Here is a 12,796-nt window from a genome sequence, read left to right as displayed (position 1 = left end):
TTTCTCTGTGGCCATCCTTCGAGACGCCCGCCTTTGGCGGGCCCTCAGGATGAGGACCGAGTGTGCGGCAGCAATTTCAACGGGCTCCGATGCCGCTTAGCCTCATCCTGAGGAGACCGCGAAGCGGTCGTCTCGAAGGACGAGGTGTGCGCTCAGACCGCCCAAATTCCAAATGCAATGACCCTGCCGCATGCGGGGGAGAGCGCGAAGCGCCGGGTGAGGGGGACTCTCCGCGAGTCCATCTCTCACCGTCATCGTTGAAGCAGCCCCTCACCCCAACCCTCTCAGCGCGAGCGAAGCTCGTCGCGGCCCCGTAAGAACGGGGAGAGGGAGAGGAGAGAGTGGAGGTTATTCCTTGACCGCGCCGGTGAGCGACGACACGTAGTAATCCACGAACAGCGAATAGAAGATCGCAACCGGCAGCGAACCGAGCAGCGAGCCGGCCATCAACGCGCCCCACTGGTAGACGTCGCCGGTGACGAGCTCGGTCAGGATCGCGACCGGCACGGTCTTGTTGGCGCCGCTCTGGATGAAGGCGAGCGCGTAGATGAACTCGTTCCAGGACAGCGTGAAGGAGAAGATGCCGGCCGAGATCAGGCCGGGCACCGCCAGCGGCAGCGTGATCCGCCGCAGGATCTGGAGCCGCGTGGCGCCGTCGACCAAGGCGCATTCCTCCAGCTCGTAGGGGATCGACTTGAAATAGCCGATCAGCAGCCAGGTGCAGAACGGCACCAGGAAGGTCGGATAGACCAGGATCAGCGCCAGCGGTGAGTCGAACAGGCCGAACTGCACCACGACGGTGGCGAGTGGAATGAACAGGATCGACGGCGGCACCAGATAGGCCAGGTAAATGCCGAGCCCGACATAGCCGCTGCCGCGGAAGCGCAGGCGCTCGATGGCGTAGGCCGCGAGCGTGCTTGCGATCAGCGACAGCGTGGTCGAGCCGATCGCGACCAGCATCGTCGTCCACAGCCAGCGCGGATAGGAAGTGTCGAACAGCAGGTGCTTGATATGGGCGAGCGTCGGCGAGGTGATCCAGAACGGATTATGTTCCTTGAAGTTCATCAGCTCCGCGTTCGGCTTGAACGACGTGATCGCCATCCAGTAGAACGGGAACAGCAGGATCAGCACGAAGCAGGCGAGCGGCAGATAGATCATCATCAGCCGTCGTAGCCCGGAATCCCAGGCCATGGTGTCGGGCGGCGTGCTGGCGACCGCGGCCGGTTGCGCGACGGTGTCAGTCATTGGCCTCTCCCTGCTGCCATTTGCGGCGCGCCAGGCCGAAATAGGAGAACAGTGTCGCGAAGATCAGAAACGGGATCATCGATACCGCGATCGCAGCACCCTCGCCGAGCTCGCCGCCGGAAATGCCGCGCTGAAAGGCCAACGTCGCGAGCAGATGGGTCGAGTTGCCGGGGCCGCCACGGGTGATGGCGTAGACGAGCTGGAAGTCGGTGAAGGTGAAGATGATCGAGAAGGTCATGACGATGGCGAGGATCGGCATCATCATTGGGAATGTGATGTAGCGGAAGCGCTGCCAGGCGGTGGCGCCGTCGAGCATCGCGGCCTCGTAGAGCGAGGGCGAGATCGTCTGCAGGCCCGCCAGCAGCGAGATCGCCACGAACGGAATGCCGCGCCAGATGTTGGCGGCGATCAGCGAAAACCGCGCTGGCCAGGGCGAGCCGAGAAAGTCGACGTTGGTCGTCCGCCAATGCAGCACGTCGACCAGCAGATAGGAGATGATCGAGAATTGCGGATCGTAGATCCACCAGAACGCCAGCGCGGAGAGCACCGTCGGCACGATCCAGGGTAGCAGGATGATCGCACGCAGCACGCTCTTGAATGGAAAATGGTTGTTGAGCAGCAGCGCGAGCCAGAAGCCGAGCGCGAACTTTCCGAACGTCGCGATGCCCGTGTAGACCACGCTGTAGAACACCGCGTTCCACCACAGCGGATCGGTGAGCAGATACTGGAAATTCTCGAGGCCGACGAACTCACCGCGCCGGCCGATCGTTGTGTCCGTGAAGGCGAGCCAGATGCCGAGACCGAGTGGATAGGTCAGAAAGACCGCAAGCAGCCCGATCGCAGGCGCGAGGCACATCGTGATCAGGAACGGCTTGTAGTCGAACAGGCGCACGAGCCAGCTTGGCTGCCGCTGGGCCAGCGCGGGGGAAGAAAGTGTGGTTACGGACATCAGGGCGTTGTCCTGTTCTAGACTGTCACCACACCGTCATTGCGAGGAGCGAAGCGACGAAGCAATCCAGGCTCTGGCCGCGGGGGTGGACTGGATTGCTTCGCTTCGCTCGCAATGACGGCCGCTCCGTTTTACTTCTGCCGCCTGAAATACCGCTTGCAGCGCTGCTCGGCCTCCGCGGCGGCGGCCTCCGGCGTGGCAGTGCCTGTCGCAACGGACGCGAACATCTGAATCAGCACGTAGTCGGCGCTGACGGCACCGGTCGCCGTCGAGATCGGACCCGCGTAGCCGTCATAATAGGTGCTGTTCATCGTGTCCTTGAAGATCTTGACCTTGGGATCTTCGCCCCAGACCTTGGCCTCGGCATAGGCCGCCAGCGGCTGGGCCCAATAGCCCGAGTTGGCGTTGAGCCACGGCTCGTACTGGTCCTTTTCCAGCATGTATTGCAGGAAGGCCTTTGCGGCGTTCGGATACTGACTGTGCTTGAACACCATGGCGTTGAGCGTCAGCCCCGCCATCGGAGATATCTTGGCGACGCCCTTCGGCAGCAGCTGATGCTCGCTATCGTCGGCGATCGCCTTGGTCGCCGGATCGTTCTTCAGCGAGAAATACAGCGAGACGCCATTGGAGGTCAGCGCGATGTCCTGCGCGGCATAGGCGCGGTTGTTGCTGACGTCGTTCCACGAGGTCGTGCCGGCGATGAAGGTCGGATACAACTGCTTGACCCAGTTCAGCGCGGCGATGGTCTCCTTGCTGTTGATGGTGAGGTTGCCGTCTTCATCGAGCAGGGCGGCGTTATGCGACCACAGCGCCCAATTCGCGAAGCCGTTGCCGTCGCCCTTGGCGTTGCCGAGCGCGAAGCCGGCGGGCTTGCCGGCCTTCTGAAGCTTTTGGCAGAGGTCGAGGATTCCGGCATGGTCCTCCGGCACCTTGTCGAAACCGACCGATTGCAGGATCGATTTGCGGTAGATCAGGGGCCCGCCGCTGGCGCCGAACGGCAGTCCGATCCAGCTGTTGCTCTTGTTCTTCTTGCCGTAGCGCTGCGCCAGCGGCAGCCAGCCGCCATAGCGCTTGCCGAGATAATCGGCCACGTCGGTCAGCTCGATCAGCTTGTCGATGTAGATGTGCGGCGCGTCGGAGAAGCCGATGATGATGTCGGGGCCGGCGCCGGAATTAGCGGTCACCGCGGTCTGCTGGTTGATGTCCTCCCAGCCGACGAAGTCGACCTTGACCTCGACGCCGGTATCCTTGGTGAATTTCGCGGCATTGGCGCGGAATACGTCCTCGTCGGCCTGGACGAAGCGCACCGGCCGCAGCATGCGCAGCGTTGCGCCTTTCTCGATCGGCAGTTTCGGGGCCGGGACGTCGGCGGCCTTGATCGCGGATTGAGCGTGCGTTGCAACACCAGTGGCAGCCACCGCTGCAGCGGACACGCCCAGAGCCAAGGCATCACGACGTGTGATGTCGTTCCTCATCAGTTCCTCCCTATGATGTCTCCCTTCCCGGCGTTGATCGCCGGTGAAGGGCCGTTCCGTCCTCCGGCGCGCCTTGCGCCGGCCGCCTTAGCTGTTCGGGCCGCGGTCCATGCTGACGGGCTGCCAGCGGCGGAGCGCGGTGTCTTGCAGCACCGACGGATTGACGCAGCTTACCGGCCACATGCCCTGAAGCACCAGTGACAATTCGTAGCCCACCCGGCGCTTGCGCGCCTCGTCGAACCGTGCCGAGGCCGAGGCGACGTGGGCGGTCAGGGTGACGTTCTCCATGCCGAGGATGGGATTGTTGTGCGAGGGCGGTTCCTTCTCCAGCACGTCGAGCGCGGCATGCGCGATCCAGCCCTCTTGCAGCGCCTTGATCAGGCTCTCCTCGTCCACGGTGGCGCCGCGGCCGGTGTTGATGAAGACCGAGCCCTTCTTCATCTGCCGAAAATGCTTCTCGGTCAGCATGTGATGCACCTCGGGCCGGGCGGGCGCGTGCATCGACACGAAGTCGGACTGCGACAGCACCTCGTTCAGCGTCGCCGGCATCACGCCGTGGTCGTACATCAGCGTTTCCTGGATGAAGGGATCGTAGGCCATCATGCGCAGGCCGAAGGGAGCGGCGCGCTTGGCCACCGCACGCGCGACGCGGCCGAACGAGATGAAGCCGAGCGTCTGGCCCATCAGCCGCGGAATCTTCAGCAGCGCCGGCCGGCCCTCCGCCCAGCGCCCGCTGCGCACCATCTTGTCCTGCTCGACCAGTCGGCGAAAGCCGGCGAGCAGCAGCATCATGGCGTGGTCGGCGACTTCCTCGATAAAGGTGTCCGGGATGTTGGTGACGGGAATGCCGCGGGCGGTGGCGGCCTTGATGTCCACGCTGTCGACGCCGACCGAGCCGAGCGTGATGACTTTGCAATTCTCCAGCGCGTCGATGATGGTCTTGGTGATCGGGATGGCCTTGGCATAGATGGCGTCGGCGGTCCTGGCTGCGGCGATGAACTCGGCCTCGCTCGCGGGCGCCTCGACGATCTCGGCATCGATCGGATCGAGCGCCTCGCGCTCGTAGGAATAGTCGCTGCCCGCGACCGTGAAGCTCGCGCCCTTCGGCGTCACCACCCTGTATTTCGGCATTTTCTGCTCCCGATTTGGTTTGTCGGTTCTTGTTATGACTCGCAGCTGCGGCGGGCCTTTGCGTCTTTTACGCGGAATCGGGGCGAGTGCGTACAATTCACAGTTGTCAGGGGCGACGATTATTTGCCCGGTTTCCCGGCAGGTCGGGGGTTGTACGGAGGGGCGTGTAAGGAACTTGCTAAGGGGTCCCACACTACAAGCTGATTCAAATTCGATCGATTCGCTTGCGCCCCCGCATCCCTTTGCCCCCGGAGCCACATCGTGAAGTTGAGCAATCTGAAGATCGCCCCCAAGCTTGGCATCCTTGTCGGCGTGACCTTGTTTGGGCTGTGCATTTCCGGGGTTCTTGCCGGCTACCTGATGAAGCAGGAGATGGTGAACGCGCGCATCGATCAGGCCAAGGCGATCGTGGAGTTGGGGCGCAATTATGCCGCGGCGCTGAAGAAGCGCGTCGATGCTGGCGAGATGACGAAGGAGGCGGCGATGGCCGAAATTCGTCGCTACGGCAATGCGATGACCTACGACAACGGGGCGGGCTATCTGTTCGGCACGTCCTATGACGGCATCACGCAGCTTGCGCCCGATCCGAAGCAGGTCGGCAGCAACCGCATGGATGTCGTGACCAACGGCCGGAAGCTGTCGGTCGAGCTGATGGAAGGGGTCAAGGCCAACGGCTCGATCCTGCTGTACTATGAATATGTGAAACCCGGTCAGGAGAAGCCGATCCGCAAGCTCGGCTACGCGGTCGCGGTCCCCGGCTTCGACATGTATCTCGGCACCGGCGCCTATCTCGACGACATCGACGCCAAGATGGGCCCGGTCTATTGGCTGCTCGGTCTTGCGATGCTCGCCATCGTCATCGTCGCCGGCAGCGTCGCCTGGCTGCTCGGCCGCAGCATCAGCCGTCCGCTGGCGCTGCTCGGCGCCCGCATGAAGGATCTCGCCGACGGCAAGCTCGATGGCGACATCCCCGGCGTCGGCCGCGGTGACGAGGTCGGCGCGATGGCCGCGACAGTGCAGATCTTCAAGGACAACGCGGTCCGCATTCGCGGCATCGAGAACACCGAAGCGGAAGCCAAGGAGCGCGCCGCGGCGGAACGCCGCAGCGCGATGGAAGGCATCGCCAGCGACTTCGAGCGCAGCGTCAACGGCATCGTCCGTTCGGTCTCTTCGGCCGCGGCCGGCATGCAAAGCACGGCGCAGTCGATGACCGCGACCGCCAGCGACGCCTCGTCGCGGGCGGCCACCGTCGGCGCGGCCTCGCAGAGGGCGTCGGGCAATGTCGGGACGGTCGCAGCCGCCGCCGAGGAGCTGTCGAGCTCGGTTGCGGAAATCTCGCGCCAGGTGACGCGCTCGACCGAAGTGGCGAGCCGCGCCGTCAACGACGCCGAGCGCACCAACGCCACGGTGCAGGAGCTCTCCACCGGCGCCGAGAAGATCGGCGAGGTGGTCAAGCTCATTCATTCGATCGCGGCACAGACCAATCTGCTCGCGCTCAACGCCACCATCGAAGCGGCGCGTGCCGGTGAATCCGGCCGCGGCTTCGCCGTCGTCGCCTCCGAGGTCAAGGCGCTGGCCAACCAGACCGCCAAGGCGACCGAAGAGATCTCCGCTCAGGTGGCGGCGATGCAGACCTCGACCAGCGATGCGGTCGCGGCGATTGGCGGCATCACCCAGACCATTGCCGAGATGAGCGAGATCACCGCTGGCATTTCCGCGTCGATCGAGCAGCAGGGCGAGGCCACCCGCGAGATCGCCCGCAACATCCAGTCGGTTGCCGCCGGTTCGAGCGAGATCAACACCCATATCGGCGGCGTCACCTCGGCCGCGGAAGCGACCGGCAGCGCCGCCACCGACGTGCTCACCAACGCCCGCGAGCTGGACACCCAGTCCGGCGCGCTGCGCAGCGCCGTCGACAGCTTCCTTGCCAAGATGCGTGCGGCGTAAGTACAGGCACGCTGAATTCGTAGGGTGGGCAAAGACGCGAAAGCGTCGTGCCCACCTTTTTCTTTTGAGTGCGTGAAGATCGACCGTGGGCACGCTTCGCTTTGCCCACCCTACGAGACTGTGGCTTCTCCTACTGCTTCTCGATCCCCGCGTTCGTGATCAGCTTCTCCCACAGCACGAGCTGCTCATTCACGAACGTGCCGAGCTGTTCCGGCGTGCCCGAGAATGCGTCCATGCCGAGCGTCGCGAGCTGGGCCTTGATCTCCGGCTTCTCGACGATCTTCCGGATCTCGGCGTTGAGCCGCGTCACGATCTCCCTGGGCAGGCCGGCCGGGCCGAAGTAACCTTGCCATGACGAGATGTCGAAGTCCCGCACGCCGGCCTCCTGCATCGAGGGGAGATTCGGCACCAGCGGCGAGCGCTCCCTGGTCGTGACCGCGAGCGCGCGCAGCGCGTTGCCGTTGACGTGCGGCAGGCCGGTCAGGATGTCGACGAACATCATCGAGACGCGCCCGCCCATGACGTCGTTGAGCGCCGGCGGCGAGCTCTTGTAGGGCACATGCAGCAGATCGAGCCCGGCATTATGCGCGAAGGTCGCGCCCGACACGATCGCCGAGGACGAGCCGGAGGCATAGCTCAGCTTGCCCGGATTGGCCTTGCCATAGGCGACGAGCTCGCCGACCGTCTTGGCCGGCACGTCCGGGTGGACCACCAGCATGAAAGGCAGGTCGCCGGTGCGCGCGATCGGCGTGAAATCCCTCACCGGATCGTAGGTCAGGCTCTTGAGCAGATAGGGATTGGCGGAATGCGTGGTGTTGGTGGTCACCAGCAGGGTGTAGCCATCGGGTGCGGAGCGCGCGACATAGGTCGCCGCGATCATGCCGTTGGCGCCCGCCTTGTTCTCGATGACGATGCCGACGCCGAGCGCCTGCGACAAATGCTGCGAGATCAACCGTGTCGTGGTGTCGGTGCCGCTGCCGGCCGCGAATGGCAGCACCAGCGTGATATTGCGGCTGGGCCAATTGTCGGCTCGCGCGGTGGATACTATGGCGAGACACAGCATGGCCGCGCCCGCGGCGCGCAAGGCTCTGATTAGTGACGACGGCATGTTTGGGCGTTCCCTCTTTTTTCGTTGGCGGGGAACCTAGCGTCTCGTCGTTGAAACCGGAAGGCGCGACTTTGTCGCTCCGCCACGATTCCGCGGAATTACTTCGCCGCGGAGCCCTGTCGCGACGCGATCACGACGCCGGCGAGCACCAGCGCGTAGCCGATCAGGTGAAACGGCTGCAGCCTTTCGCCGAGCAGCAGGATCGCCATCGCGGAGCCGAACACCGGCACCAGATGGAAAAAGGGCGCGGCACGGTTCGGCCCGATCAGCGCCACGCCGCGGTTGAAGAAGAGGTAGGCGAGCGTCGAGGGGAAGATCAGGATGTAGCCGAGCGTAGCCAGCGTCACCGTATCGAATTGCAGCACGCTGCCGCTCCAGGCCTCCCAGATCGCCGTCGGCAACAGCATCATCGCGCCACAGCAGGTGGTGAAGGAGAGAAAGGAGAGCTGGTGAACCTTCGGCCGGCGCGGGATGAAGGCGGAGTAGATCCCGAACGCCACCAGCGAGGAGGCGAACATGATGTCGCCCCGGTTCAAGCTGATGCTCGCGAGCGCCGCAAGATCGCCGCGCAGGATGATGATCAGCACGCCGAGAAGCGAGATCGCGATGCCGGCAAATTGCGCGCGGGTCAGCCGCACGCCGAACAGCGCCAGCGACCACAACGCCACGAACAGGGGCCCGGCCGACTGGATCAGCAGGGCATTCAGTGCCTCGGTATATTGGAGGGCCCAGTACGAGATCGCGTTGTTGAAGGCGAAGCCGACCAGCGACAGGAACAGCATCAGCGGCAGGCTGTTGCGCAACGCCGGCCAGTCGCGCTTCAGATGCGGCCATGAGAACGGCAGCAGGATCAGGAACACGCCGAACCAGCGGATCGTGGTCACCGTCAGCGGCGGCACATGCGCGCCGACATGACGCGCGAGCACGATATTGCCGGCCCAGAACAGCGAGCTCAGGCTCAACAGCAGATAAGGCTGGTTATTGAGCCAGCCGGCCGGATTCGTGGCGGGTGGCGCGGGCGAAGCGATCGTCATTGGCGTTGGGTGCGACCTTGCGCCGGATCGCCGTTGTGACACAAGTCACGCCGCCGCAAGGCTACAATGCAAGCTTGACCCGAGGAGGCGTCATTGGCGGTTAATATGTTGAACGTTGAAGGCCTCGAGCGGCTCGATTCGAGCGCGCCGGTGGTGATGCTGAACCTGATGCGCTTCCACGCACGCTCGCGCGACGGTGACGGTTCCGGCTGGGACGCCTATCTGCGCTACAGCGCGATCACTGTGCCGATGATCAAGGCGCGCGGCGGGACGCTGCTCTGGACCGGCGAGACGAAAGCGGTCGCGCTCGGTCCGCACGATGGCAACGAATGGGATTTTGTCGCGCTGGTTTCCTATCCGACGGTCGCGGCGTTCCTCGACATGATGACCTCGGAAGCCTACGAGCGAGAGGCCGATCCGCATCGCGTTAACGCCTGCGCCGAGCATGTGATCATCGCGACGAGCGAAGCGTACAGTAAATTCAGCGCGCGCTGATGCAGCCGGGCTTCCGACCAGAAGCGCGTGTTTAGTCACAATTTGCAACTTTTCGGCGTAGCTTCAACGCAGCTGCCCGCTAAATGTGAACTATTCGATTGCGTGGGGGTGCCAAAGATGGTGCCTTTGGCCCTGAGCGCGGATGTCGGGCATTGCATGCCCGCCGTGAGGCGTTGCGGTGCTGCTTCCTCCTGGTCGATTATTGCTTCGTTGGGGATCAGATGCTGTGTGAGCGTTGCGGCGGGGATAATCCGGCGACGAATTGCTTCTGTCACGGCTGCGGCGCGGCTCTGCCGGTGGCCTGTTCCGCCTGCAATCATCTCAGCCCGCCCGGCTCGGGTTTTTGCGGGGCCTGCGGCGCGGCCCTGAGCGCTGCGACAAGGCCAATCCCCGCGGCGGTGGGCTCCGCCCCGAGGCCCATTCGGGGCGAGCTGAAGCAGGTCACGGTGCTGTTTGCCGACCTCGTCAGCTCGACCGAGATCGTTGCCGGCCTTACCGCCGAAGATGCCATGCAACGTCTCAAGCCCGCCCTCGATGGGATGTGCGAGGGCGTGGAGCGCTTCGAGGGCACAGTGGTGCGAACTCTCGGCGACGGCATCCTCGCCTTCTTCGGCGCGCCGCGCGCGCAGGAAGGCCACGCCCTGCTGGCGTGCGAGGCGGCGCTGGCGATCCGTGACACGTTTCGTACGCGCGACGACGGCATGTTGGTACGCATCGGCCTGCATTCTGGCGAGATCGTCGCCGATGCTCCGCTCGTCGACACTGTCACCGAGCACGGCGCTTATGGGCTCACCATTCACCTTGCAAGCCGCCTGCCGGCCAAGGCGGAGCCAGACGAGATTTGCCTGACAGAGGAGACCTACCGCCTGGTGCGCTCGTTCTGCGACGTCGGCCCACTCGGCCGTCATCGCTTGCGCGGCGTGCCGGAGCCAATCGAACTGTATCTTCTCAAGAACCTCAAGCCGGCGGTCGCCAGCCAGCAATTCCGCGGCGTCGCCTTGGCGACGTTCCGCGGCCGCGAGCGGGAGATGGCTCTGCTGCAGCGGACGCTGGCGGCGGTGGAGACCGGCGGCTCGCGTGTCACTGGCATCGTCGGCCCGCCCGGGACCGGCAAGAGCCGGCTCTGCTACGAGTTCGCAGAATGGTGCCGCGCGCGTCACATTCCGGTGTTCGAGGCCCGCGCACAGCCCTACGGCACGGCAACGCCGCTGCAGCCGGTGCTGGAGTTCTTGCGCTCGACCTATTTCAACGTCTCGCCGGACGATGACCCTGACGTCGCGGTGAAGCAGATCGCCACGCGTCTAGCCGAGCTCGGCTCGACCTTCGAGGCGGACCTCTGGCTGGTCTGCGATTTCCTCGGCATCAGACACGGCCAGGGCCCACCTTCCTGGCTCGGTCCGCGCGCCCGCAACGTTCGTTTGCTGGACATAGTCCGGCACATGATTCGACAGCGCGGCGCGACGGCGTCGGTGATCATCATCGAGGATCTGCATTGGCTCGACCAGGCCAGCGAGGAGTTCGTCGCAACGCTCGTCGACGCGGTGATCTCCACCAAGACGGTCCTGATCGTGAATTTCCGGCCAGCCTATTTCGCGCCTTGGATGCGCGGGCCGCTGTACCAGCAGATCGAGCTCGCCGAGCTCTCGCCGACCGATACGGACGATCTCGTCAACGAGCTGCTCGGGCCGGAGGACGAGCTTCTCGACGTGCGGCGGCGCGTCGCCGAGCGCAGCGGCGGTAATCCGTTCTTTGCCGAGGAGCTGATCCGTTCCCTGGTAGAGCATCTGGCCATCGTCGGCGAGCAGGGCGGTTACCGGCGCGGCATCTCCGGCGTCTCGGACGTGCTGCCGCCGACCGTGCAGGCCGTGATCGGCGCGCGCATCGATCGGCTGGCGCCCGGTGATCGCGACCTCCTGCACACGGCGGCGATCATCGGCAAGGAGTTTCAGCTCGCTGTCCTACAGAGCGTCGCCAGCCTGTCTGCCGCTGAACTCGAGGCGGCTCTGGTCCGGCTCGTTTCCGGCGAGATGCTCCAGGCGCGCAGCGGCAAGGATGGCGGCTATAGCTTCCGTCATCCCCTGATCCAGGAGATCGCCTATTCGACTCAACTCCGCGCGCGGCGCAGCCTCCTGCACGCGCGGGTCGCGCGGGCAATCGAGCAGTTTTATCCTGAGCGGCTCGAGGAGTTTGCGGCGCTCTTGTCGCACCATTTCGAGCAGGCGGGCGAGGTCGATGCGGCCGCCGAGTACGCCGCGCGCGCGGCGCGCTGGATCGGCTCGACCAGTCCGGCAGAAGCGATTCGGCATTGGCACAAGGTGCGCTCGCTGAAGGCGGCACAGAAGCGCAGCCCGGCCGGCGATGTGCTCAGGATCGCGGCCAGTAGCCAGATCGCTTGGCTAGGCTGGCGCGAGGGAATGACGTCGGAGGATGCAAAGCCCTTCATCCAGGAAGCGTTGGAATGGGCGCAGGAGATCGACGATTCCATGATCCCGCTCCTGCTGTTCGTCGAAGGACGGATTGCGGGTGCGAGCGGAGGGCAGGCCGATGCCTACGTCAACACCGTTAGGGAGGCGCTGGCGCTGACAGAATCGCGCCAACTCACCAGCCGCGCTGCGACGCTCAACGCTTCGCTCAGCCAGGCCTATGGCTGGGCCGGCCTTTTGCGCGAAGCTCTGGCGGCGAGTGACGCGGCGCTCGCCGGCGTTCCCGGCATCACCGAGTTCGAGCACCAGTTCCTCGGCTACAATGTCGAGCACTGGATCCTTGGCTTGCGCGGCCGAATTCTCGTTCGTCTTGCGCGTTTCGACGAGGCGCGTCGGTGCTTCGATCGCATACTCGCTATCGATCCGACTCTGATCGATCCGACAGTGCAGTTCATCGCCCATCTCGGCCATGTCGATCTCGCCTGGTGCCTCGGCGATTCCGCGATGGCCTCGACCCATGCCTGGCGCGTAGTCGAACTGGCGACGCGTCAGGCCAGTCCGTATTTGCGCGCCTATTCGCTGGCCTGTATCGGAACGGCGCAGGGCATCGCCCAGAACTATCAGGCGGCGATCCTGTCGTTGACGGAAGGCGTCGAGTTCGTGCGCGCGGCGCGCGTCGCCATGGAAATCGAACCGGAGATGCTTGCGAGCATTGCCGATTATCAGCTTCATTCCGGCGCCCGTGCTGCGGCCCTCGACAAGGCGCGGGAAGCGATTGCGGTGGCGCAGGAACGGCACGCCCGGCTGCCGGAATGCCGCGCCACCATCACGCTCGCCGCCGCGCTTGCGGCGAACAACAGCCCGGACGACCTCGGCGAGGTGGCTCGCCTCGTCGGCCGCGCCGAGGCCCTGATCGAACTGACTGGGGCGGGCATCTACCGGCGGTTGCTGGAGGAGAGGCGACGGCACCTGTCGGTTGGCGCGTGACG

General features: G+C 64.7%; 9 protein-coding genes. 3 read left to right on the top strand and 6 right to left on the bottom strand.

Features of this window, described 5'->3' with window-relative positions; translation table 11 throughout:
- Window positions 1–348 precede the first annotated feature (348 nt).
- From AC0L2O_RS17345 to AC0L2O_RS17330, 4 genes are all read right to left on the bottom strand, one after another.
- Complete coding sequence (locus tag AC0L2O_RS17345; protein WP_369721483.1) at window positions 349–1,245, bottom strand: carbohydrate ABC transporter permease; 897 nt, start codon at window positions 1,243–1,245, stop codon at window positions 349–351.
- Entirely contained in the window at window positions 1,238–2,194 is a 957-nt protein-coding gene (locus tag AC0L2O_RS17340) for a carbohydrate ABC transporter permease (RefSeq protein ID WP_369721484.1), read from the bottom strand. Before AC0L2O_RS17340 ends, AC0L2O_RS17345 begins: the two co-directional genes overlap by 8 nt.
- A gap of 131 nt (window positions 2,195–2,325) precedes the next feature.
- Window positions 2,326–3,669, bottom strand: a complete 1,344-nt coding sequence (locus AC0L2O_RS17335; RefSeq protein WP_473370552.1) for an ABC transporter substrate-binding protein — start codon at window positions 3,667–3,669, stop codon at window positions 2,326–2,328.
- An 87-nt stretch (window positions 3,670–3,756) separates the two neighbouring features.
- Window positions 3,757–4,800 (bottom strand): C-terminal binding protein, encoded by a 1,044-nt coding sequence (locus AC0L2O_RS17330; protein WP_473370551.1) that lies wholly within the window; start codon window positions 4,798–4,800, stop codon window positions 3,757–3,759.
- Between the two features lie 261 nt (window positions 4,801–5,061).
- On the opposite strand from AC0L2O_RS17330, the gene AC0L2O_RS17325 reads away from it, so the two are divergent.
- Complete coding sequence (locus AC0L2O_RS17325) at window positions 5,062–6,747, top strand: methyl-accepting chemotaxis protein (protein ID WP_473370550.1); 1,686 nt, start codon at window positions 5,062–5,064, stop codon at window positions 6,745–6,747.
- 130 nt (window positions 6,748–6,877) lie between these two features.
- Here AC0L2O_RS17325 and AC0L2O_RS17320 read toward each other — a convergent pair whose 3' ends face one another.
- Both AC0L2O_RS17320 and AC0L2O_RS17315 read right to left on the bottom strand, forming a co-directional pair.
- Entirely contained in the window at window positions 6,878–7,855 is a 978-nt protein-coding gene (locus AC0L2O_RS17320) for a Bug family tripartite tricarboxylate transporter substrate binding protein (protein WP_473370549.1), read from the bottom strand.
- A gap of 98 nt (window positions 7,856–7,953) precedes the next feature.
- Window positions 7,954–8,889: a DMT family transporter gene (locus tag AC0L2O_RS17315; RefSeq protein ID WP_473370548.1), complete on the bottom strand. Its 936-nt coding sequence runs from the start codon at window positions 8,887–8,889 to the stop codon at window positions 7,954–7,956.
- 105 nt (window positions 8,890–8,994) lie between these two features.
- On the opposite strand from AC0L2O_RS17315, the gene AC0L2O_RS17310 reads away from it, so the two are divergent.
- Entirely contained in the window at window positions 8,995–9,384 is a 390-nt protein-coding gene (locus AC0L2O_RS17310; protein ID WP_473370547.1) for a DUF1330 domain-containing protein, read from the top strand.
- A gap of 221 nt (window positions 9,385–9,605) precedes the next feature.
- Window positions 9,606–12,794 (top strand): AAA family ATPase, encoded by a 3,189-nt coding sequence (locus tag AC0L2O_RS17305; protein WP_473370546.1) that lies wholly within the window; start codon window positions 9,606–9,608, stop codon window positions 12,792–12,794.
- The last annotated feature ends 2 nt before the right edge of the window (window positions 12,795–12,796 follow it).

Source organism: Bradyrhizobium sp. Kon10 (genome assembly GCF_055807395.1).
This window is presented reverse-complemented; position numbering and strand designations above follow the sequence as displayed.

Bases quoted from the DNA above. Each gene is read 5' to 3' on its own strand.
- AC0L2O_RS17335 (WP_473370552.1), bottom strand. From the start codon at position 3,669: ATGAGGAACGACATCACACGTCGTGATGCCTTGGCTCTGGGCGTGTCC.
- AC0L2O_RS17345 (WP_369721483.1), bottom strand. From the start codon at position 1,245: ATGACTGACACCGTCGCGCAACCGGCCGCGGTCGCCAGCACGCCGCCC.
- AC0L2O_RS17305 (WP_473370546.1), top strand. From the start codon at position 9,606: ATGCTGTGTGAGCGTTGCGGCGGGGATAATCCGGCGACGAATTGCTTC.
- AC0L2O_RS17315 (WP_473370548.1), bottom strand. From the start codon at position 8,889: ATGACGATCGCTTCGCCCGCGCCACCCGCCACGAATCCGGCCGGCTGG.
- AC0L2O_RS17310 (WP_473370547.1), top strand. From the start codon at position 8,995: ATGTTGAACGTTGAAGGCCTCGAGCGGCTCGATTCGAGCGCGCCGGTG.
- AC0L2O_RS17330 (WP_473370551.1), bottom strand. From the start codon at position 4,800: ATGCCGAAATACAGGGTGGTGACGCCGAAGGGCGCGAGCTTCACGGTC.
- AC0L2O_RS17340 (WP_369721484.1), bottom strand. From the start codon at position 2,194: ATGTCCGTAACCACACTTTCTTCCCCCGCGCTGGCCCAGCGGCAGCCA.
- AC0L2O_RS17320 (WP_473370549.1), bottom strand. From the start codon at position 7,855: ATGCCGTCGTCACTAATCAGAGCCTTGCGCGCCGCGGGCGCGGCCATG.